Annotated in this window: 17 protein-coding genes; 9 read left to right on the top strand and 8 right to left on the bottom strand. The window is 71.3% G+C overall.

Going from position 1 to position 21214, the window contains the following annotated elements; genetic code table 11:
• Positions 1-24: 24 nt before the first annotated feature.
• Both GGQ83_RS01350 and GGQ83_RS01345 read right to left on the bottom strand, forming a co-directional pair.
• Positions 25-1539, bottom strand: a complete 1515-nt coding sequence (locus tag GGQ83_RS01350) for a replicative DNA helicase (RefSeq protein WP_184381796.1) — start codon at positions 1537-1539, stop codon at positions 25-27.
• Between the two features lie 64 nt (positions 1540-1603).
• Positions 1604-2719 carry an MFS transporter gene (locus tag GGQ83_RS01345; RefSeq protein WP_184381795.1) on the bottom strand — a complete coding sequence of 372 codons (1116 nt, stop codon included), beginning with the start codon at positions 2717-2719 and terminating at the stop codon, positions 1604-1606.
• An 89-nt stretch (positions 2720-2808) separates the two neighbouring features.
• Here GGQ83_RS01345 and GGQ83_RS01340 point away from each other — a divergent pair, with 89 nt between their 5' ends.
• The 3 genes from GGQ83_RS01340 to fdxA all read left to right on the top strand — a co-directional run bounded on the left by GGQ83_RS01340 (position 2809) and on the right by fdxA (position 6411).
• Complete coding sequence (locus tag GGQ83_RS01340) at positions 2809-5718, top strand: helicase-related protein (protein ID WP_184381794.1); 2910 nt, start codon at positions 2809-2811, stop codon at positions 5716-5718.
• Between the two features lie 3 nt (positions 5719-5721).
• The gene (locus tag GGQ83_RS01335; protein ID WP_184381793.1) at positions 5722-6006 is read left to right on the top strand and encodes a S4 domain-containing protein; all 285 of its coding nucleotides are present in this window, start codon (positions 5722-5724) and stop codon (positions 6004-6006) included.
• A 72-nt stretch (positions 6007-6078) separates the two neighbouring features.
• On the top strand, positions 6079-6411 hold the full coding sequence (gene fdxA, locus GGQ83_RS01330) for a ferredoxin FdxA (protein ID WP_184381792.1): 333 nt from the start codon (positions 6079-6081) through the stop codon (positions 6409-6411).
• Positions 6412-6614: 203 nt separating this feature from the next.
• Here fdxA and GGQ83_RS01325 read toward each other — a convergent pair whose 3' ends face one another.
• Positions 6615-7829, bottom strand: coding sequence for a coiled-coil domain-containing protein (locus GGQ83_RS01325; RefSeq protein ID WP_184381791.1), 1215 nt, complete (start codon positions 7827-7829; stop codon positions 6615-6617).
• A gap of 84 nt (positions 7830-7913) precedes the next feature.
• A complete protein-coding gene (locus tag GGQ83_RS01320) occupies positions 7914-9212 on the bottom strand; it encodes a hypothetical protein (RefSeq protein ID WP_184381790.1) in 1299 nt (432 codons plus the stop codon).
• 119 nt (positions 9213-9331) lie between these two features.
• Here GGQ83_RS01320 and GGQ83_RS01315 point away from each other — a divergent pair, with 119 nt between their 5' ends.
• Positions 9332-10282 (top strand): metal ABC transporter solute-binding protein, Zn/Mn family, encoded by a 951-nt coding sequence (locus GGQ83_RS01315; protein ID WP_184381789.1) that lies wholly within the window; start codon positions 9332-9334, stop codon positions 10280-10282.
• Positions 10282-11457 (top strand): hypothetical protein, encoded by a 1176-nt coding sequence (locus GGQ83_RS01310; RefSeq protein WP_184381788.1) that lies wholly within the window; start codon positions 10282-10284, stop codon positions 11455-11457. Before GGQ83_RS01315 ends, GGQ83_RS01310 begins: the two co-directional genes overlap by 1 nt.
• Here the strand turns inward: GGQ83_RS01310 and GGQ83_RS01305 are convergent.
• The 4 genes from GGQ83_RS01305 to cnbZ all read right to left on the bottom strand — a co-directional run bounded on the left by GGQ83_RS01305 (position 11441) and on the right by cnbZ (position 16738).
• Positions 11441-12274 carry a class I SAM-dependent methyltransferase gene (locus GGQ83_RS01305; protein ID WP_184381787.1) on the bottom strand — a complete coding sequence of 278 codons (834 nt, stop codon included), beginning with the start codon at positions 12272-12274 and terminating at the stop codon, positions 11441-11443. The genes GGQ83_RS01310 and GGQ83_RS01305 overlap by 17 nt on opposite strands.
• Positions 12275-12279: 5 nt before the next feature.
• On the bottom strand, positions 12280-13101 hold the full coding sequence (locus GGQ83_RS01300; RefSeq protein ID WP_184381786.1) for a metal-dependent hydrolase: 822 nt from the start codon (positions 13099-13101) through the stop codon (positions 12280-12282).
• A gap of 24 nt (positions 13102-13125) precedes the next feature.
• The gene (secA, locus tag GGQ83_RS01295; RefSeq protein ID WP_184381785.1) at positions 13126-15858 is read right to left on the bottom strand and encodes a preprotein translocase subunit SecA; all 2733 of its coding nucleotides are present in this window, start codon (positions 15856-15858) and stop codon (positions 13126-13128) included.
• 127 nt (positions 15859-15985) lie between these two features.
• Entirely contained in the window at positions 15986-16738 is a 753-nt protein-coding gene (gene cnbZ / locus GGQ83_RS01290) for a 2-amino-5-chloromuconate deaminase CnbZ (protein WP_184381784.1), read from the bottom strand.
• A gap of 142 nt (positions 16739-16880) precedes the next feature.
• Between cnbZ and GGQ83_RS01285 the strand changes: the two genes are divergently transcribed.
• The 4 genes from GGQ83_RS01285 to GGQ83_RS01270 form a co-directional block, all read left to right on the top strand.
• Positions 16881-17834 (top strand): peptidylprolyl isomerase, encoded by a 954-nt coding sequence (locus GGQ83_RS01285; protein WP_184381783.1) that lies wholly within the window; start codon positions 16881-16883, stop codon positions 17832-17834.
• A gap of 5 nt (positions 17835-17839) precedes the next feature.
• Entirely contained in the window at positions 17840-19072 is a 1233-nt protein-coding gene (argJ, locus tag GGQ83_RS01280; protein WP_184381782.1) for a bifunctional glutamate N-acetyltransferase/amino-acid acetyltransferase ArgJ, read from the top strand.
• Positions 19073-19237: 165 nt separating this feature from the next.
• A complete protein-coding gene (locus GGQ83_RS01275; protein ID WP_184381781.1) occupies positions 19238-20425 on the top strand; it encodes an acyltransferase family protein in 1188 nt (395 codons plus the stop codon).
• A gap of 76 nt (positions 20426-20501) precedes the next feature.
• Positions 20502-21214: GNAT family N-acetyltransferase (locus tag GGQ83_RS01270; RefSeq protein ID WP_184381780.1), on the top strand; the 713-nt coding region annotated here is incomplete at its 3' end.

Genomic DNA, 21214 nt, shown 5'->3' with positions numbered 1-21214 from the left:
TCGCCGGCGTATGCCGGCGCATCGCTAATCCCCGTATTGCGGTGCGTGGACCGTGTCGAGGTCCCCGAAGCGGGTGAATTCCGCCTCGAAGAACAGCGGGATGGTGCCGGTGGGCCCGTGGCGCTGCTTGGCCAGGATCAGGTCGGCGCGGTTGTGGGCGCGCTCCATGTCGGCCTGCCAGCGTTCCATGGCCTGCTGGAACTTCCCCTCATCGGGGAAGGCCGCGATCTTGGGCTCGCGCTGCTTCAGGTAGTAGTCGTCGCGATAGACGAACATGACGGCGTCCGCGTCCTGCTCGATCGAACCGGATTCACGCAGGTCCGACAGCATGGGCCGCTTGTCCTCGCGCTGCTCCACCGCGCGCGAGAGCTGGGAGAGCGCCATGACCGGCACCGCCAGCTCCTTCGCGATGGCCTTCAGCCCCTGGGTGATCATCGAGATTTCCAGCACGCGCGATTCCGGCCGCGTCCCCACGCTGGGCCGCATGAGCTGGAGGTAGTCCACCACCACCATCTTCAAACCGCGCGTGCGCGCGATGCGCCGGCAGCGCGTGCGCAGCGCCGAGAGCGTGATGGCCGGCGTGTCGTCGATCATGATGGGCAGCGTGGCCAATTCGCGGCTGACCGCCACGAAGTTGTCGAACTCCCGCTGGCTGATCTCGCCGCGGCGGATGCGGTCGCCGGGGATGCGGCTCGCTTCGGAGAGAAGGCGGTTGGCCAGCTGGTCCGCGCTCATTTCCAGCGAGAAGATGACGACGGCCGGCACCTTGGCGCCCGTGTTCTCGGCCAGCACCGCCTTGGCCGCGCCGAAGGCGATCTTGGTGGCCAGCGCGGTCTTGCCCATGCCGGGGCGTCCCGCCAGCACCAGCAAATCCGAGGGGTGCAGCCCACCCGTCTTGGCGTCGAAGTCGCGCAGGCCGCTCGGCAGGCCGGAGACGCCGCCGCCGCGCTGCATGGCGGCGTTGGCCGTCTCGATCGCGTGCGCCATGGCGCGCTCGAAGCTGATGGCGCCGCCCTCCGTGGCCTTCTCGGTCGCCAGGTCGAAGAGGCGTTGTTCCGCGGCCTCGATCTGCTCCTTGCCGGGGAGGTCCTCGTCGGGGTCGGTGCCGAAGGCGCGGTTCACCACCTGCTCGCCCAGGTCCACGAGTTCGCGGCGGAGCCAGCAATCATGGATCAGCCGGCCATATTCGCCCGCGTTGACGATGCCGACCATGGCCGAGAGCAGCTGCGCCAGGTAGGCGGGGCCACCCACCTCCGCCAATTCGCCCGAATGCTCGAAGACATTGCGTAGCGTGACGGCGTCGGCCAGCTGCCCGTTCTCCACGCGCCTGGCGATGGCGGCGTAGATGCGGCCATGCACGGAATCGGCGAAATGCGCGGGTTCGAGGAATTCCGCCACACGCTCATAGGCCTTGTTGTTGGCCAGCAGCGCGCCCAGCAGCGCCTGCTCGGCCTCCAGGTTGGCGGGGGGCAGGCGGACGCCCATGCCGAAGCCGCCCGCCTCTTGGGAGCCAGATTTACGCGGAGGAATATTGTTCATGCGCGCCAAGGGTATCCCCTTCCGCCCGAGTCCCGCACCTGTGGATAGCTGTGGATAACGGGGATCAATCCCGCCGCCACGCCAGCAAGGCCAGCAGGGCCGCGCCGCACATCGCCGCCATGGCCAGGAAAACCAGGCCGCCAAGTGCGGCGAAAACCTGCCCGGACAGCCACATGACCACGCCCATGGTGGCGCTGACCCCGGCCGAGAGCAGGGTCTGCGCCCGGCCCGACAATTCCGCCGGCAATCGGATCATGGCGCGCATGGCGGCCAGGTGCATCACGCCGAAGGTGGCGGCGTGCAGGGTTTGCAGCAGCAGCAGGGCGATGGGGTCCGCCGTCACCGCCGTCAGCCCCCAGCGCAGCACGCCGGCACTCGCCGCGATGGCCACCAGGGCACGCAGGCCCAGCAGGTCCACCAGCCGCCCGCCGCGCAGGAAGAGCAGCACCTCCGCCACCACCCCCACGCCCCACAGCACCCCGATGAAGCCGGCCGACAGCCCCGCCGCCTGCCAATGCAGCGTCGAGAAGCCGTAATAGGCCGCGTGGCTCGCCTGGATCAGCGCGGAGACCAGCAGCACGCGGCGGAACAGCGGTTCGCGCAGCGGCGCCCAGAGCCCGCCCCGTGGCGTGGCGCGGCGCGGCCCGGGCGGCGGCAGGGCCAGCGCCGCAAGGGCCGTCAGCAGCATGGCCCCGGCCAGGATCCAGGCCACGGCGCGCGCCCCGGCCCATTCGGTGGCCTGCCCCGCCGCCACCGCGCCCAGGATGAAGGTGATGGAGCCCCAGGCCCGCACCCGCGCATAGTCGAAGCCCCCCGCCCGCACCGCCCCGGCCGCCTGGCTGTCCGAGAGGGGAATGATGGGCGCGGCCGCCGCGCTGTGCAGCAATTGCACCGCCAGCAGCAGCACGAGGCCCGCCAACAGCCCGAACCCCACCGCCGCCAGCGCCGCCAGCAGGCAGGCCAGGGCCAGCAGGCGGCGCATATCCGCCACCTGGTCCGCCAGTCGCCCCGAGAGCGGGCCGGCCACCAGCCGCACCATGGCCCCCGCCGCCAGCACGGTGCCGATCTGCTCGGGCGTCAGCCCGCCATCCGTCAGGATGGCCGGCAGGAAGGGCAGCATGGCGCCGAAGCCCAGGAACTGGGCGCCGAAAAGGAGGGCGAAGCGCCGGGGGGTGTTCACGCGCCGCACTCTCGCCGTGCGACGGCGGCGTTGCAATCACCGCCGCATGCGCCATAACGACCCGGATAGCGTCCGGAACCATGGCCCACATGTTCGACCCCCGCGTGAAAGCGATCCTCGGCCCCACCAATACGGGCAAGACGCATCTGGCGATGGAGCGTCTGCTCGCGCACGCCTCGGGCATCATCGGCTTCCCGCTGCGCCTTCTGGCGCGCGAGAACTATGACCGCATGGTGGCCGCCAAGGGCGAGAAGCACGTCGCCCTCATCACCGGCGAGGAAAAGATCATCCCGCCCGAGGCCAAGTGGTTCGCCTGCACCGTCGAGGCCATGCCGCTCGACCGCCGCGCCGAATTCCTGGCGGTGGACGAGATCCAGCTTTGCGCCGACCCCGACCGCGGGCACATCTTCACCGACCGGCTGCTGCACGCACGCGGGCTGGTGGAAACCATGTTCATGGGCGCGGAGACCATCCGCCCCCTGCTGCAACGCCTCGTCCCCCAGGTGGAGATCGAGACGCGGCCGCGCCTGTCGCAGCTCACCCACACCGGCCCCGCGAAGCTGACCAAGCTGCCGCCGCGCAGCGCCGTCGTCGCCTTCAGCGCGGCCGAGGTCTATGCCATCGCCGAGGCCATCCGCCGCCGGCGCGGCGGCTGCGCGGTGGTGATGGGGCGCCTCTCGCCCCGCACCCGCAACGCCCAGGTCAAGATGTACCAGGACCGCGAGGTGGACTTCCTGGTGGCGACGGACGCCATCGGCATGGGCCTGAACATGGACGTGGACCATGTGGCCTTCGCCAATTTGCAAAAGTTCGACGGCCACGCGCCCCGGATGCTGACGGCGCAGGAGGCCGCGCAGATCGCCGGCCGCGCGGGCCGCGGCATGCGCGACGGCAGCTTCGGCGTGACGGGCGATTGCGCGCCCCTGCCCGAGGAGATGATCGAGAAGATCGAGAACCACAATTTCGAGCCGCTGCAGGCGCTGGCCTGGCGCAACAGCAACCTCGACTTCACGAGCCTCGATGGGCTGCTGGACAGCCTGGGCGCCCCGCCGCCCCAGCCCGGCCTGACCAAGGGCAATGACGCGACCGACCACATCACCCTGAACCACCTGGCGCGCGAGGCGGATATCCGCCGCCTCGCCTCCTCGCGCACGCGCATTGCGCTGCTGTGGGAAACCTGCCAGGTGCCGGACTTCCGCAAGCTGGCGGATGACAGCCACACCCGGCTCTGCGCGCGCATCTTCACGCATCTGGTGGAGGATGGCGCGCTGCCGTCGGACTGGATCGCGTCACAGATCGCCGCCTGCCGCAGCATCGAGGGCGACCTCGACACGCTGATGGCGCGCCTCTCGCACATCCGCGTCTGGGCCTATGTGGCCGCCCGCGCCGACTGGGTGCGCGACGCCGCCGCCCAGCAGGAGGCCGCCCGCGCCGCCGAGGACCTGGTCAGCGACGCCCTGCACGAACGCCTGACGGCCCGCTTCGTGGACCGCCGCGCCGCCCACCTGATCCGCCGCCTGGACGACACGGCGGAAGAGGTGCTCAGCGCCGTCAACCGCCAGGGCGAGGTGGTGGTGGAAGGCCACAAGGTCGGCCGTATCCTGGGCTTCGACTTCATCCCCGAGCCCGGCGAGGGCGGCGAGGAGGAGAAGAAGCTGGTCCTGCGCGCCGCCCGCCGCGCGCTGGCCCAGGAAATGCCGCGCCGACTGGCCGCGCTGGAAGTGGCCAAGCCCGAGGCCTTCGCGCTCACCCCAGAGCATCGCGTCACCTGGGACGGCGCCGAGATCGCGCGCCTGAAGATGGGCACCGAGCCGGGCAAGCCGCTGATCGAGGTGAACGCCTCGGAATACCTGGACGGCGCCCAGCGTGAGCGGGTGCGCGCCAAGCTCGCCGCCTTCATCGAGGGCGTGCTGGCCAAGGACCTCGCGGCCCTGACCACGGTGGAAACCAAGGCCGCCGAGGACAACACGCTGCGCGGCCCCGCCTTCCAGCTGCGCGAGACGCTGGGCCTCAAGCCCGGCGACACGCGCAACAACATCGGCCAGGAGGTGCGGACCAAGCTCAAGGCCATCGGTATCCGCGCCGGTCGCTTCGCCCTCTATGTGCCGGAGGCGCTGAAGCCGCGCCCCATGGGGCTGCGCGCGCAGCTCTGGGCGCTGAGCCATGACATCCCGACGCCGCCGCTGCCCGCGCCGGGCCTGGTCTCCATCCCGGCCGATGGGGTGATGGCGCTGCAATGGCCGCCGGGCTTCGCCGAGATCATGGGCTGGGTGCCGGCCGGCCCGGTGCTGGTGCGCCTGGACGTGGCCGAGCGCGTGGCCGCCGAACTGGGCTACCTCACGCGCCGCGCCCCCGCCCCCCTGCCGCCCGAGACGCTGGGCCGCTTCGGCATCCGTGGCGAGATGCTCAGCCCCGTGCTGGCGGGCCTCGGCTTCCGCCTGATCGAGAGTGTGCCGCTGGAGGAAGGCGTGGAGGGCCCGCCGGCCCCCACCATGGTCGCCTGGGCCCGGCCCGAGCGCCCGCCCCGGCGCGAGGGCAACCGTGGCCGTCCTGACCAGCGCCAGCGCGGCCCGCGCCGCGACGGTGCCCCGGCCGGCGAGGGCGCCCCCGCCGCCGAGGGCGAGGCCCCGCGCCCCGCCCGCCAGCGCCGCGAATTCCCGAAGGGTCCGCGCGGCCCGCGCCCGGAAGGCGCCGAGGCTCCGCGCCCCGATGCGCCCCGCCCGGAAGGTCAGCGTCCCGAAGGCCAGCGCCCGGAGGGGCAACGGCAGGACGGCCCCCGCGGCGACCGCCGCCCCGACCGGCCCCGCCAGGACGGGCCCCGTGGGGAGGGCTTCCGCAAGGACGGCCCCCGCCCCGACCGCGGCCGCCGCGACGGCCCCCCGCGCGACCGGGACCGTGGCCCGGGCGGCCCCGAGACGCGGACCTTCTTCGAGGACCGCCCCGCCGCCAAGGCCGAGGACAGCCCCTTCGCCGCCCTGCTGAAGCTCAAGCTCAAGTAGTCCATGGCCGAAGGTGGCGCGCCCTTCCTGCGGCTCGACACCTGGCTCTGGCATGCGCGGCTGGCGAAGACTAAGGGGGAATGCGCCCGGCTGATCGAGGGGGGCGGCTTCCGCCTGAACCGCCAGCCGGTGACCAAGGCCCATGCCCGCATCCGGCAGGGCGATGTGCTGACCTACCTCTGGCGGGAGGAGGTGCGGGTCTGGCGGGTGCTGGCGCTGGGCGACCGGCGCGGCCCGCCCGCCGAGGCCCGCACCCTCTACGAGGATGTCGCGCAAGCGGAACAATGACGCGCGAAGCCTTGCCAGATGCGGGGCTTGGGTTCAATTCTCTGACGAATCCGAGCCGGCGGGAGCCCTTTCGTGACCTATGTCGTCACCGAGAACTGCATCAAGTGCAAGTACATGGACTGCGTGGAAGTCTGTCCGGTGGACTGCTTCTATGTCGGCGAGAACATGCTGGTGATCCATCCGGACGAATGCATTGATTGCGGCGTCTGCGAACCGGAATGCCCCGCCGAGGCCATTCTGCCCGACAGCGACGACAAGGCGACGTCCTGGGTGGAGATCAACCGCAACTTCGCCCAGTCCTGGCCCAACATCACCCGCAAGGGCGAGGCGCCGGACGACGCGGATGAGTGGAAGGACAAGCCCGGCAAGAAGGAGCTGCTGAGCCCCAATCCGGGCAAGCCATAGAGCATTTTCAAGCCAAGCGGAATCGCTTGGCGGCTCGGAAAATGCGGGGAAACAAATAGCTGGGGTCGTTTCAGCGTGTTCGCTAGCGGTGAAACGACCCTAGCCGGCGCGGCCTTCACGGCACGAAAAAGGGGCGGGGCGCGCGAGCACCCCGCCCCTTTTGCGTTTCCGCCTCCGGTGTGTCCACCGGAGGCGATCGGCCCCTACTGGCGGGGTTGCGCGGGCTGGGCCGGCTCGGCCGGGGCGGCGCGGCGGGCCTGCTCCAGCTCGCGGCGGGCGGTCGCCAGGGCCGCCTCGGCCTGGGTGGCGCGCTGCGTGGCCTGGGTGGCGGCCTGCTGCTGTTCCGTTGCCTGGGCGCGCGCGGCGGTCAGGTCGCGCTGGGCGGTGGCGAGCGCCTGTTCCGCCTGCGTGGCGCGTTGGGTGGCGGCCTGCTGCTGTTCCGTTGCCTGGGCGCGCGCGGCGGTCAGGTCGCGCTGGGCGGTGGCGAGGGCCTGTTCCGTCTGCGTGGCGCGTTGGGTCGCCTGGGTGGCGGCCTGCTGCTGTTCCGTCGCCTGGGCGCGGGCGGCGGTCAGGTCGCGCTGGGCGGTGGCGAGGGCCTGTTCCGCCTGCGTGGCGCGTTGGGTCGCCTGGGTGCGGGCCGCGGTCAGCTCGCGCTGCGCGGCCTCGGCGCGGGCGCTGGCCTCGGTGGCCGCCTGCCGGGCCTGCGTCGTCTCGGCGCGGGCGGCGGCCAGCGCCTGCTCGGCCTGGGTGGCGCGGGCGGTGGCTTGGGTCGCGGCCTGGGTGGCTTGGGCCAGGGCGGCGGCCTGGCGCGTCAGCTCATCTCGGACGGCCGCGCCCTCGAAGCGCGCCATGTCCAGGTCGGTGCGCAGCGCATCGGCCTCGGCTCGGGCCGCCTCCGCCGCGCTCTGGGCGGCTTCCAGCGCCGCCCGCGACTCGGCCTGCGCCCGCGCCGGGGCGGTCGCGGCTAGGCTGCCCTGCGCGGCGCGCGTCTGCGTCGCTGTCATGGTGCATTCGCGTGCCCGGCGGTCATCGGCGAGGAAAAGACCGCCCGCCAGGTCGAACCGGGTGTAGGAGGCGGCATCGCCGGCCAGGCGCGTGTTCCAGCGCGCATTGCCGAGTTCGCTGGCCACCGTCACTTCCATGCGGTTGCCGGAGACCTGGCCCGTCCAGCGATCCGTCTGCGTGCCGGAGGAGCTGCGGATGCGCCGCACATGGCTGAAGGCGCCGTTGGCCAGGCTGGCCTCGAAGCGCTGCACATAGCCCGCCTGGCCGGACAGCGCATTGGGGCCGCAGGTCATCTCGAAGCGCCAGCGCCCGTCATAGCCGCCCTGGCCCTGTGCCCATGCGGGTGTGATCGCCCAGCCGAAGGCCGTGACACATGCCGCGAGCGCGAATGCGCCCTTCCTCGATCCCGTCATCCCAGAGCCCCTTTTGTCGCTCCGCCCGGCCTGCGGGCGATTCGCAACAAGGAAGCAGGCTTCGCGGGCTTCGTCCATGTGGGTTCAGCGCGGGTTCACACGACTGTCCCATGGCGCGGGGCGGAATTCCGGGTCAATGCGGCAGGGGCCGGTGAAGCGCGCGCTCAGCGCCTCGCAGCGCGCCTGCACCGCCGCCGCGTCCGGCCGCGCGCCGCCGCCGGCCCATTCCGCCAGCGCGGCCAGTGCGGCGGGGTAGAGCGGGCTCGACATCTTGGAATGCGCCGCCTCGTTCACGAAGACCTGGACGAGGCGCGCCGAGTTCCCCGCCGCCTCCACCGTGGCGGCGAAGGCCGACTGGTGCTCCACATAGGCCACGGCGTCGCGGATGCCGTGCAGCGTCAGCACCGGGATGTCGAAGCGGCCCGTCAGGTCCGCGTCCGCCGCCAGCAGCGCCGCCGCCTCGGGGTCCGGCGTGATGCGCGTGATGCGCGCGTTCAGCCCTTCGTCATCCGAGGTGCCGCGATAGCGCACGCCGGCATTGCCGAAGGCGTTGCGCCCGCCCGTCAGGTTCTGCGCGATGTCGCGGAAGGTGAAGGTGGCCCAGGCGAAATGGCCGGGCATGGCGGCCTCCGGAATGCCCGTGGCGGCCACCAGGTCGGCCGCCGCGCGGGCCTGCGCCTCGGTGCGGGTGGGGGCGCCGATGCCGGTGCAGTCGGTCAGGCGGGACAACACCTCGGCGCGCGTCATGCTGGCACCCGGCGGCAGGCCGAGGGTGAGGGTGTATTGCGCCTCCTCCGGCCGGGGGTGGGTGCCGCAGATGGCCTGGAAGGCCGCCCGCAAATCCACCCGCATGTCATAGGCCCGGGTGCCGCCCGCCAGCACGCCGGAGGTCAGCAGCGCCGCGTCATAGGGGCGGCGGCCATCGGGACCGGGGGCGTTGTGCCGCTCGATCAGGGCGGCGGTGACGTTGGCGCCCCAGGACTGGCCATGCGCGATGGTGACGCGCGGCTGGCCGAAGGCCTCCACGTAGAGGCGCCGGGCGTTCTCGGTGTCCTCCGCGCCCATGGCCACGCCGAAGCCCGGGCGGCGGCGCGAGGTGGAGACCCAGGACCAGCCCTCGGCCAGGAATTCGCTGAAGCGGCGGATGTCCTCGTCCGTGGTGTCGGGCCGGATGGGGGCCAGGCGCGGCCCGCCATAGGTGTGGACCACCAGCCCGCCATGCGCCTGCGCCGGCCTGGCGATCAGGACATGGGCGCCGTTGGCGTCCTGGGCGCGGTGGCAGGTCACCCCCTCGGGCAGGCCGGTCGGGCAGGGGGCGGGGCTGGCGGCGAGGGCGGGCAGTCCGGCGATGGCGAGACACAGGGCGAGTGCGGCGCGGCGCATGGGGTCCTCCGGTTCCGGCCGAAGGTGCTGCGTGACGCGGTGCATCGCAAGGGGGACGGGCCCTCTTGTCGGCTCGTCCTGTTGATGCAACGTTATAGTATCACATAATCTAGCATCACATGACCCAGCGCCGAACCCTCCTCGCCCTCCCCTTCCTCGCCTTCGCTGCCCGGGGCGCCGCGGCCCAGGCCCCGCCGCTGGTCGGTGCCTCCTTCTCCATCCTGGGCGATTTGGTGCGCCAGGTGGCGGGGGATCGCGTCACCCTCCGCGTCACGGCCGGGCCGGGGGTGGATGCCCATCATTTCGAGCCGCGGCCGAGCGACGCCCTGGCCCTGCGCGGCGCCGCGCTGCTGGTCCGCAACGGGTTGGGCTTCGACCCCTGGTTCGACCGGCTCGCCCGCGCCGCGGCGGAAGGCCCACCCGTGCCGGTGGTGACGGCCACCGACGGCATCACGCCGCGCGGCATGGAGGCCCATCACGACCACGACCATGGCGGCGCGGGGCGCCGCACGCAGCACAGCGTGGGCCCCCGCCGCGTGCCGGACCCGCATGCCTGGCAGGATGTGGCCCTGGCCCAGCACTATGTCCGCAACATCACCGAGGGCCTCGCGCGCGTGCAGCCCGGCGCGGCCGAGGCGCACCGTGCCGCCGCCGCCGCCTGTCTCCAGCGGCTGCAGGCGCTGGACGCCTGGATCCGCGCGCAGATCGCCACCGTGCCGACCGAGCGGCGCAAGGTGCTGACCACCCATGACGCCTTCGGCTATTTCGGCGCCGCCTATGGCGTGACCTTCCTGGCCGCCCAGGGCGTCAGCGCGGAGGCCGAGCCCTCGGCCGCCGCCATCGCGCGCCTGATCCGGCAGGTCCGCGCCGAGAACATCACCGCCGTCTTCCTGGAGGGCCAAGGCAACCAGTCGGCGCTGGAACGCCTGGCGCGCGAGGCCGGGGTGGCCCCGCGCGGCCGTCTCCACGCCGACGCCCTTTCCCCCGCGGACGGACCCGCCCCCAGCTATGAGGCCATGATGCGCCACAACGTCACCCTGATGGTCAACGGCATGCGGGGGGCGGCGTGATGCGCCGCCTTGCCTTCGGGCTTCTCGCCCTGCTTGGCCTCGGCGCCCCGGCCGCCGCGCAGGACTACCGGGCCGTCGGCCCCTTCCCGCACATCTCGGGCGAGCTGGATCTGGGCCTGCTGACCCAGGCGCAGCCCCGCGCGGCCGATCGCACGGTGCGCGGCAGCAGCAGCTTCCTCTTCGGGGAGCTGGCGGCGGGGCTGCATCTGTCCCCCACCCTCTCGCTCCAGGGCGTGCTGGCCTTCGACCCGGCGGGCGAGCAATTGCCCAACGGCACCGACATCTTCCTGCGCCGCCAGGCGGCCTTCCTGGAGAGCCTGTTCCTCGACTGGCGCGCCCATGAGCGGCTGCGCCTGCAGGCCGGCAAGTTCAACGCGCCCTTCGGCTATGGCCACCACAGCTTCCCCGGTGCCTTTGCCCGCTTCCGCGCGCATGAGGCCTATCTGATCCGCGAATCCCTGGGCGTGGGCGCGACCTACACCTGGCTTTCCGACACGCGCTTCGGCGAGCATGACATCTCCGCCGCGCTGTTCACCCTGGACACCAGCCCCTTCTCGAACACGCTGTTCACCCGGCGCCGCTGCTGCGAGGAGGGCTTCGAACGCTACAGCCGCAACTCCCTGCGGCAGGGCGGAGCGGGCAACAACGGGCGGCTGACGAACTTCGCCATCGCCCTGGATGGCGACCGCATGCCCTTCCTGCCCAATTTCAGCTACCACGCGGCCATGGTCTCGCGCGGGGCGGGCAAGGACGGCGCGGCGCGCGAATGGGGCTATGCGCTGGGCGCGCGCTTTCGCGTGGAATGGACGCCGCGGGTGCGGACCCTGTTCTTCGGCGAGTTCGTGGAGTTCCGGAACGCCGGCGGCCGCCCCATCGAGGTGATCGACGAGGACGGCACCGAACTCGCGGTGCGCGAGCGCCGGCGCTTCGGCACGCTGGGCGCCCAGACCACCCATGGCGACTGGCGCGCCACGCTGGTGTGGCAGGTCGAGGAACGCCGGCGCGAGGCGAACCGCGTGCCCACCCGCCGCTATCTCGAAGCGACGGTGGGCCGCGAGATCGGCTGGGGCTTCGGGGTGGATCTCGGCTACCAGTACGCCGTGAACCCGGGCGAGGAACGCACCGGCAGCGCCCACGGCTTCGTCAGCCGTCTGGGCTTCACCCAGCGCTTCTGACGGGTTCCGAAGCCAGCTTCCGATAGCGCTGCGCGAGGTAGAGCACCTCTCCCTCGCGCAGCGCCTTCCGCAGCACCGAGCCCTGCATGCCGGTGAATTCCCGCAGCACGGGGCGTAGCAGGCCATAGCGCGACACCTCGCGCGCCTTGGCCTCCTCCACGGCGTCCAGCGCCGCCAGAACCCCCGCGTTCAGTTGCGTCTCGGCCAGCAGTTCGAGGGGCTGGCTGGCGAAGCTGGCATCCAGCATGGGCAGCATGGCGGGGCTTCGCATGTCCGCCCAGCACAGATGCCCGCCGGGGCGCAGCACCCGCGCGGCCTCGGCCACGAAGCGGTCCATGCTGCCGTAGCAATGGGAGCTTTCGATGTTCAGAAGGATGTCGAAGCTGGCAGCGGGGAAGGGCAGCGCCTCGGCGTCGCCGATGCGGTATTCGAGGTTGGGCGCCGGTGCGTTCAGCTTGCGCGCGCGAGAGAGGGTGCCGGGCGAACGGTCCACCGCCACCATCGCCGTGGGCGCGAAGTGCCGCGCCACCCAGGCGGCACCCCCGCCATGGCCGCAGCCCACCTCCAGCACCCGCGCGCCGGCCACGTCCAGCCCGTCCAGCGCCTGGTGGTAGAGGCCGATGAAGGGGCGGTCGGCCTCGTCCGCCGCGGCCAGGGGGAAGGGCGGGCCGTCCGGGACATGGCCGTAGTTCAGGAAGCGCCAGGGCTTGCGCCAGACCAGCGAGAGGAAGGTGTAGCCCCACTTCCAGGTGCGGCGCCTCAGGCCCGGGAAGGCCCCGCGCTCGGTCGCGCGCAGCATGTGGTCGAGCGCGGCCATCGCCGTCAGGCGGCCGCCAGCTCGGCATCCAGGGCATCGCGCGCCTTGGCCACCAGCGCCGCGTCGCAGTCGTTGCGGCCGAGATAGCCGGGGCGGAGATAGGCCAGCATGGTCGGCACCATTCGCCGCACCCAGCCCGGACTGAACAGGGCGGCCCGCCACAGCCCCCAGCCCGAGGGCCCGCCCGTGGCGCGCAGGTTCCGACGTGCCGAGATCATCGCCAGCCCCACCATGCCCGGCAGCATCAAGCCCAGCGCCGCGCAGCGCAGGATGTAGCGCTTCCAGCCCGGCACGCCGGGGGTGACGGCGCGCAGCACGCGCAGGCCGACGGAGGAATGCTCCACCTCCTCCAGCGCGTGCCAGCGCCAGAGGCGGCGATAGGCGGGGTGGGCCTTGTCCATGATCTCCGGCCGCTCGATCACGATGCGGGAGAGGGCGTAGGTGACGTGCTCGATGGCGCAGGTGAGGTAGAGTCGGGCCAGCGGCGTGTCGAAGCGGGCGAAGAACCAGCGCACCGACTCTTCCTGCCGGTCCACATCATAGCCCAGGCTGCGGAGGGCGGCGTTGTAGCCCAGGTGCTCGCGCGTGTGGAACGCCTCTTGCGCGCAGAAATCCTGGATGTCCTGGCGCAGCTCGGGGTCCGTCACCTGGGGCAGGAAGGGCTTGAGGGCGCGGATGAAATAGCGCTCGCCCTCGGGCAGCATGACCGCGAAGGCATCCACCAGCGCGCTGCCCGCCTGTTCGCCGCCGAGCCAGCGCGGGTCCGGATGGTCCTTCACGCCGAAGCGGAGGTCGCGGGGGATGATCTCGGGGTCCGGCGTGGTCATCGGCGCTCCTTGAGGGCCTGGGCGTCAGGCTCTCCCATGACAATGCTTGTATTTCTTTCCTGATCCGCAAGGGCAGGGCGCGTTGCGCGGCGTGGCGCCCCATGTCGTGGGGTCGTTCGCGTCCACGGCGGCGGGGCGGGCGGCTTCCGCCGTCGCGGCACCATAGGGGGCGGCGGGCGCGGCATCGGCCATCTCGTAGTCGCCGCCCATGCCGTTGCCCGGCGCGGGGTGGCGCATGTCGGTCACGCGCACGGGCTGGGGCTCGGGCGGCGGCGCGTCCGGGGCGAATTCCAGGCGCAGCAACAGGGAGGTCACGCGCTCGCGCAGCTCCTCCAGCATGTTGTTGAACAGCGCGAAGGCCTCGCGCTTGTATTCGTTCAGCGGGTCGCGCTGGCCATAGGCGCGCAGGCCGATGCCCTGGCGCAGGTGGTCGAGGCTGAGCAGGTGCTCCTTCCACACCTGGTCGAAGAGCTGCAGCAGCAGGGACTTCTCGACCATCCGCATGAAGTCGGGGCCAAGGTTCGCGGCCTTGGCGGCGGCGGCCTGGTCGGCGGCGGCCTCGATGCGCTCGCGCACCTGGACCTCGTCGATGCCCTCCTCCTTGCCCCAGGCCTGCACAGGGAGGTCGAGGCCCAGCACGTCGCGCACGCGCTTCTCCAGCCCCTCCAGGTCCCACTGCTCGGCATAGGCGTTTTCGGGGATGGCGCGGTGGACCATGTCGTGGATGGTCTCGCGGCGCATGTCCTCGACGGTCTCGCTGAGGTCCGCGGCTTCCATGTAGGCGCGGCGCTGGGCATAGACCTCGCGCCGCTGGTCGTTCATCACGTCGTCGTACTTGAGCAGGTTCTTGCGCGTGTCGAAGTTGCGCGCCTCGACCTTCTTCTGCGCCTTTTCCAGCGCCTTGTTGATCCAGGGGTGGACGATGGCCTCGCCTTCCTTGAGGCCGAGCTTCGTCAGCATCCCGCCCATGCGGTCGCTGCCGAAGATGCGCATCAGGTCGTCTTCCAGCGAGAGGAAGAAGCGGCTGCCGCCCGGGTCGCCCTGGCGGCCGGAGCGGCCGCGCAGCTGGTTGTCGATGCGCCGGCTCTCATGCCGCTCGGTGCCGATCACGAAGAGGCCGCCAGCCGCCTTCACGATGGGCTGCGCGGCCTCCACCTCGGCCATGTGGCGGGCCAGCGCCACCTCGTATTCGGGGCTGTCATTGTTGCCCACTTCGGCCTTGGCCAGCATGTCCGCATTGCCGCCGAGCTTGATGTCGGTGCCGCGGCCGGCCATGTTGGTCGCGATGGTGACGGCGCCCGGCCGGCCGGCCTGGGCGACGATGCCCGCCTCCTGCTCATGGTAGCGCGCGTTCAGCACATTGTGCGGGATGTTGGCCTTCTTCAGCAGCTCCGAAATCAGTTCCGACTTCTCGATGCTGGTGGTGCCGACCAGGCAGGGCTGGTTGCGCGCGCGGCATTCGCCCACGAGACGGATCACCGCCTCGTATTTCTCCATGGCGGTGCGATAGACTTCGTCATCCTCGTCCTTGCGCGCCACGGGCACGTTGGTCGGAACCTCGACGACTTCGAGCTTGTAGATCTCGGCGAATTCATCCGCCTCGGTGGCGGCGGTCCCGGTCATGCCCGACAGCTTGGGATACAGGCGGAAATAGTTCTGGAAGGTGATGGAGGCCAGCGTCTGGTTCTCGGGCTGGACCGTCACATCCTCCTTCGCCTCCAGCGCCTGGTGCAGACCGTCGCTGTAGCGGCGGCCATCCATCATGCGGCCGGTGAACTCGTCGATGATGATGATCTTGTCGTTGCGGACGACGTATTCGACGTCACGCTTGAACAGCACATGGGCGCGCAGCGACTGGTTGACGTGGTGCACCAGCGTGACGTTCACCGCGTCATAGAGGTTGCCCTCGCTCAGCTCACCGGCCTCGGCCAGCAGGCGCTCGATGTCCTCGCCGCCCTTTTCCGTCATGTTGACGGTGCGCTGCTTCTCGTCCTTCTCGAAGCGCTCGGGGTCCTTCACGAACTCCGCCATCACCTTGTCCACGCGGCGATAGAGGTCGCTGGTGTCGTCGGTGGGGCCCGAGATGATGAGCGGCGTGCGCGCCTCATCCACCAGGATGCTGTCCACCTCGTCCACGATGGCATAGGCGAAGGGGCGCTGGACCATCTCGTCCAGCCGGTACTTCATGTTGTCGCGCAGATAGTCGAAGCCGAACTCGTTGTTGGTGCCGTAGGTGATGTCGCAGGCATAGGCGGCGCGGCGCTGGTCGTCGCTCAGGCCGTTCACGATGACGCCCGTGGTCAGCCCCAGGAAGCCGTAGAGCTGGCCCATCCAGTCACTGTCGCGCGTGGCCAGGTAGTCGTTCACGGTGACGACATGCACGCCCTTGGCGGGCAGGGCGTTGAGGTAGACGGGCAGGGTGGCGACCAGCGTCTTGCCCTCGCCGGTCTTCATCTCGGCGATCTTGCCCTCGTGCAGCACCATGCCGCCGATCATCTGCACGTCGAAATGGCGCAGGCCGAGGCAGCGCCTGGACGCCTCGCGCACGGTGGCGAAGGCTTCCTCCAGGAGGTCGTCCAGGGTGGCACCCTGCGCCAGCCGGGCCCGGAAATCGGCCGTCTTCCCCCGCAGCTCCTCGTCCGAGAGGGCGGCGAGCTTGGGCTCCCACGCTTGGATCGCGGCGATGCGCGACTGGTGGCGCTTCAGCGCGCGGTCATTCGCGGAGCCGAAGATGGAGCGGACGAGGCGGGCGAACATGGGTGGGGACAATTCTCCGAACGCGGGTCCCCGGGCACAGGCCGCGCGGAATGCGGCGCGGAATGCTTGCACCCCTGGGGAGCGTCAGAGATAGGTCCCGGCCCCCCCAGGGTCAACCGCGGCCATATTACGCCGGCAACACGATTTCCCGCGCGAGGCCCCGGCAATCCATCTCGAAATCGAGCCCCCGCACGGGCGGGCGGCAGGGCTGCCAGGTGACGCCGTGCCGGGCGGCGCCGCGCGCCACCATCTCGGGGAGGAACAGCGCGCTGAAGTCGAACACCGTATAGACCTGCACATCGGTGGTGTCGGCCCAGCCGAAGCCGAGTGCGGACATGCGGCGTTCCATCTCGCCCAGCACATAGCCGGCCTTGGCCGCCATGCCGGCGGGCGAGGTGTCGCCCCGGGCCACGATGCTCTCCTCATAGGTGGCGCCGCCCTCGCGCGCCTCGCCCGATCCGGCCACCACGAAGCTGGGCGCGGCCCCAGGGTCCACCACCGTATAGGAGAAGGCGTGGAAGCTGGGTTCGGGCGGGGGGGCGATCTCGGGGCAGACATTGCTGCGGGCCACGGGGTTCTGCCCGTCCACCACCACGTCCCATTCCTCCAGCACGCCGAAATAGACGCGGTTGAAGGCGGTGAAGCCTTCCTCGGTGAAGGGGGCGGGGCTGCGGAGTTCACAGGCGGCGAAGGCCGTGCGGGGGCGGCCCAGCGCGTCGAGATGGGCGGCGATGCGGCGGAACCCCTCGGCCAGCGGCACGGGGCGGGAGAAGCGGGCGCGCTCCAGCCGGAAACCTGGCTCGGCGGCCACGCCCCCTGAATACTGGAAGACAGCGGGGATGAAGCGGTAGCCGCCGGCGGGCGTGGTTTTCGTGCGCATGCCGACACGGTTTCGCGCGGGGGCGGGGCTGTCAATGGGCGGCCGGCGCCTGATCCATCCCGGTGTAACACGCCCCGCAGGGCGGGTTGTGGGCGCACGGGCCATCGGCCATTGTCGGAGCCTTGTTGTGAAGGCTTCGCCGATGGCCCGTTTCCCCCTCGCCGCCCTGCTGCTGGCCGGCACATTCCTGGCGCCCCTGGCCCATGCCCAGGCGCCCGCCCGCCCGCCCGCCGCCGCACCGCCCGCCGCCGCGGCCCCGGCCCCCGCCGCCGACCCCAACCCGGTGCTGGCCCGCGTGGATGGGCAGGAAATCCGGCTGCAGGAAGTGATTGCCGCCGCCGCCGAGGCCATGCCGGCCGAACTCCGCAACGTGCCGCCCCAGGTGCTGCGGACCATGCTGCCGCCCGAGGTGTTCAACCAGCTTCTGGACCGCGCCATTTCCGACCGCGCCATGGTCATCGCCGCCCGCCGCGCCAATGTGCAGGACGACCCCGAGTTTCAGGCCCGCATGCGCGCCTTCGAGGAGAACGCGCTCCGCGATACCCTGCTGCGCCGCGAGGTCCTGCCCCGCCTGACCGACGAGGCGCTGCGCGCCCGCCACGCCCGCGACCAGGCGGCCGCGCCGGAGCAGGAGGAGGTCCGCGCCCGCCACATCCTGGTGGCCAATGAGGCCGATGCGCGGGCCATCATCACCCAGATCCAGGGCGGGGCGAATTTCGAGGAGGTGGCGCGCAGCCGCTCCACCGACCCCGCGGGGCGCAATGGCGGGGACCTCGGCTTCTTCGCCCGCGGCGACATGGTGCCCGAATTCGCCAATGCCGCCTTCGCGCTGCAGCCCGGCCAGCTCAGCCCCAACCCCGTCCGCACGCAGTTCGGCTGGCACGTCATCCGCGTCGAGGAACGCCGCACCACCCGCGGCCCCGCCTTCGAGGAGGCGCGCGACACGCTGCGCCAGCGCATGATCGAGGAGGAGGTGAACGCCGTGATCGAACGCGTGCGCGGCGCCACCCGCATCGAGCGTGTCGAGGCCCCCGCCGCCACCCCCGCGCCCGGCCCCATCCAGGCCGTTCCCCCGCCACCCCCCGCCCGCCGGTAAGACCCATGGCCCTCGCTGTTTCCCCTCTGGCCCTCCCCCTGCCGGAGATGCCCGCCCTTGCCGGCGCCGAATGCGGCTCCGTCGCCGCCGGCATCCGCTACAAGGCGCGCGAGGACATGACGGTGTTCCGCTTCGCGCCTGGCACCACGGTCGCGGGCGTGTTCACCATGAACAAGTGCCCCGGCGCCCCGGTGGACTGGTGCCGCGCCGCGCTGAAGGGCGGCAAGGCCCGCGCCCTGGTGGTGAATGCCGGCAACAGCAACGTCTTCACCGGAAAGGCCGGGCGCGAGACCTGCGAGCGCACGGCGGCCGAGACCGCCGCCCTGGTGGGCTGCAAGCCGCGCGAGGTGTTCATCGCCTCGACAGGCGTCATCGGCGAACGCCTGCCCACCGACGTGCTGCTGGCGGCCCTGCCGCGCGTGATGGAGGGCCTCCAGCAAGAGGGCTGGGCCGCCGCCGCCCGCGCCATCATGACCACCGACACCTTCCCCAAGGCGGCCACCCGCACGGCGCGCATCGGGGACGCCACGGTCACCATCAACGGCATCGCCAAGGGCAGCGGCATGATCGCGCCCGACATGGCGACGATGCTGAGCTTCATCGCGACCGACGCGAAGATTCCTGGCGCCGTCCTGCAAAAGCTGCTGACGCGCGGCAATGCCAAGAGCTTCAACTGCGTGACGGTGGACAGCGACACTTCCACCTCCGACACCGTGCTACTCTTCGCGACGGGTCAGGCGAAGCACCCCCGCGTGACGGCCGACAGCCCGCCCAGCCTGCTGCGCGACTTCGCCCGCGCGCTGGAGGAGGTGCTGCATGAGCTGGCGCTGATGGTGGCGCGTGATGGCGAGGGGGCCCAGAAGCTCATCACCATCAACGTGACCGGCGCGGTCAGCGCCAAGTCCGCCCACCGCATCGGCATGGCCATCGCCAATTCGCCGCTGGTCAAGACCGCCATCGCGGGCGAGGACGCCAATTGGGGCCGCATCGTCATGGCCGTCGGCAAGGCGGGCGAACCCGCCGACCGCGACAAGCTCAGCGTGGCCGTGGGCGGCACCTGGATGGCGCGCGAGGGCGGCGTGATCGCGGGTTATGACGAAACCCCCGTGGTGGCCCACATGAAGGGCCGCGAGGTCGAGATCACGGTGGATATCGGCCTGGGCCGCGGCAAGGCCACGGTCTGGACCTGCGACCTGACGCACGGCTACATCGACATCAACGGCTCCTACCGGAGCTGAACTGGCACGCGGCGGGGCGGCTTGGCCCCCCGCCGTTTTCCCGCCGCAACATTTTGTGAAAATTCAGTCAGCCTTGCAGCCCCTCCGCGCGTTGGGAGCGGGAGCGTGGCACGTCGCGTCCGCGCGCCACCCGGCCCATTCCGGAAAGCCCCGCGAGGATCGCGCATGCAATCCGCCAACATCGCCTACATGCCGCGGCTGGACCATCTGCGGTTCTACGCCGCCTTCATCGTGCTGCTGTATCACTTCTTCCACCCGATGCTGGCGCAGCAGGACAACCCCCTGCTGCTGGTGGTGCGCGAGGGCTATGGCGGTGTCGCCCTCTTCATGGTGCTCACCGGGTTCATCCTCACCAGCATCTGCCTGGGGCGGGAGGTCCAGTACCGCGCCTTCCTGATGAACCGGCTGCTGCGGATCTATCCGCTCTACATCGTCGCGGTGTGCATCGCGGCCTTCGCCTTCGGCCGGCAGGTGGATGCGCTGTCCTTCGTGGCGCTGGCCACCTTCCTCGGCAATCTGAGCGATGTGAAGCTGCCGCACTTCCCGCATCTCTGGACCATCATGGTCGAGTTCCAGTTCTACCTGCTCTTCCCCCTGCTGATGATCTTCGTGCGGCGGGCGGGGCTGGGGTATCTGGCGGGCATCCTGGCGCTGTTCCTCTCCTTGCGCCTGCTGGTGTTCTTCCTGGACGGCACCGTGCAGGACGCTTCCTACTGGACGCTGCTGGGCCGGCTCGATCAGTTCGTGCTGGGCATGCTGCTGGCGGTGCTGCACCGGCATCGGTCCACCCTGCTGGCCAACCCCGCCTGGCTCGCCGTCGCGCTGCTGACCTTGCAGGGCTGGCTGATGACCTTCGTCTGGTGGTCCGGCGGCTATTTCGGCGAGGGCACGCCCTACAGCCCCAGCATCGCCTGGGCCTTCAGTCCGCTGCTGGAAGGCGCGGCCTATGGCTTCGTCCTGCTGGCCTACCTGCATTTCCGCTGGCCCCTGCCGGCGAGCGAGGCGATGCAGCGCCTCGGCGCGCAGGCCAGCGCGGTCTTCGCCTGGCTCGGCACCATCAGCTACTCGCTCTATGTCTGGCACTTCCCCTTCGCCATGCTGCACCACCGCATGATGGAGCGCGGCTGGGAAATGCCCCTGGTGGGGGGCGTCTGGTACCTGGAGTTCCTGGTGGTGCTGCTGCCGGCGATCCTCGCGGTCAGCGCCCTGTCCTACTACGTGATCGAGCGGCCCTTCCTGGCCATGCGGGTGAAGTACCTGGCGGGCGCGGTCAGCCCCCTGCCGGTGACGGCGCCGGCGCGCCATGCGGCTTACTCCCCGGCGCGGGGTGGTCTATCCTCCGCAAGGCCTTGAACTGACGGAGTCCGGACCCGCGGGGCCGGGGACCTGACGCCAGGGTTCCCGCCCCGCCACCAACTTCCCGGACCCAATGGCCTCCTTCGCCGCTGAACTTCCCATCCGGACGGCCAGGCTGGTGCTGCGCCCGCTGGAGCCCGCGGACGCGCCCGCCGTGACGCGGCTGGTCAATGACTATTCCGTGGCGGGCAATCTCTCCCGCGTGCCCTTCCCCTATCGCGATGGCCTGGCGCTGGAATGGATCGCGGCCACGCGCGGACAGATCGAGACGGGCACGGGCTGCCACCTCGCCATCACCCAGGGTGGCGTATTGGTGGGCTGCGTGGGGCTGACCTTGCGCCAAGGGGGGCAGGGCCAAGGGGGACAAGGCCACAACGGCCCGGCGGAGCTGGGCTATTGGGTCGGCAGGAAGTTCTGGCGCCAGGGCATCGCGCGCGAGGCCGCTTCGGCGCTGTGCGAATGGGGCGAGCGGGTTCTGGGCCTCGCGGAATACGAGGCCAGCGCGCTGACCGACAATGAAGGCTCCCACGCCGTGCTGCGCGCCATCGGTTTCGAACCGGCGGGGCAGGGGGCGGAGCCCTTCCTCTCGCGCAACCGCAACATGCCTGTGGTCCTGTTCCGCCGCCGCGCCGCGGCAGCGGCCAAGAATCCTGCCGCGCCGCCCCCCGCCGCGTCAGCGGCCAAGGATTTCGCGCCGCCCCCCGCCGCGTCAGCGGCCAAGGATTTCGCGCCGCCCCCCGCCGCGTCAGCGGCCAAGGATTTCGCGCCGCCCCCCGCCGCGTCAGC

The organism is Roseococcus suduntuyensis (assembly GCF_014196305.1).
GTDB lineage: Bacteria > Pseudomonadota > Alphaproteobacteria > Acetobacterales > Acetobacteraceae > Roseococcus > Roseococcus suduntuyensis.
This window is presented reverse-complemented; position numbering and strand designations above follow the sequence as displayed.

Bases quoted from the DNA above. Each gene is read 5' to 3' on its own strand.
- GGQ83_RS01350 (WP_184381796.1), bottom strand. From the start codon at position 1,539: ATGAACAATATTCCTCCGCGTAAATCTGGCTCCCAAGAGGCGGGCGGC.
- GGQ83_RS01340 (WP_184381794.1), top strand. From the start codon at position 2,809: ATGTTCGACCCCCGCGTGAAAGCGATCCTCGGCCCCACCAATACGGGC.
- GGQ83_RS01335 (WP_184381793.1), top strand. From the start codon at position 5,722: ATGGCCGAAGGTGGCGCGCCCTTCCTGCGGCTCGACACCTGGCTCTGG.
- GGQ83_RS01325 (WP_184381791.1), bottom strand. From the start codon at position 7,829: ATGACGGGATCGAGGAAGGGCGCATTCGCGCTCGCGGCATGTGTCACG.
- GGQ83_RS01320 (WP_184381790.1), bottom strand. From the start codon at position 9,212: ATGCGCCGCGCCGCACTCGCCCTGTGTCTCGCCATCGCCGGACTGCCC.
- GGQ83_RS01315 (WP_184381789.1), top strand. From the start codon at position 9,332: ATGACCCAGCGCCGAACCCTCCTCGCCCTCCCCTTCCTCGCCTTCGCT.
- GGQ83_RS01310 (WP_184381788.1), top strand. From the start codon at position 10,282: ATGCGCCGCCTTGCCTTCGGGCTTCTCGCCCTGCTTGGCCTCGGCGCC.
- GGQ83_RS01305 (WP_184381787.1), bottom strand. From the start codon at position 12,274: ATGGCCGCGCTCGACCACATGCTGCGCGCGACCGAGCGCGGGGCCTTC.
- GGQ83_RS01300 (WP_184381786.1), bottom strand. From the start codon at position 13,101: ATGACCACGCCGGACCCCGAGATCATCCCCCGCGACCTCCGCTTCGGC.
- secA (WP_184381785.1), bottom strand. From the start codon at position 15,858: ATGTTCGCCCGCCTCGTCCGCTCCATCTTCGGCTCCGCGAATGACCGC.
- cnbZ (WP_184381784.1), bottom strand. From the start codon at position 16,738: ATGCGCACGAAAACCACGCCCGCCGGCGGCTACCGCTTCATCCCCGCT.
- GGQ83_RS01285 (WP_184381783.1), top strand. From the start codon at position 16,881: ATGGCCCGTTTCCCCCTCGCCGCCCTGCTGCTGGCCGGCACATTCCTG.
- argJ (WP_184381782.1), top strand. From the start codon at position 17,840: ATGGCCCTCGCTGTTTCCCCTCTGGCCCTCCCCCTGCCGGAGATGCCC.
- GGQ83_RS01275 (WP_184381781.1), top strand. From the start codon at position 19,238: ATGCAATCCGCCAACATCGCCTACATGCCGCGGCTGGACCATCTGCGG.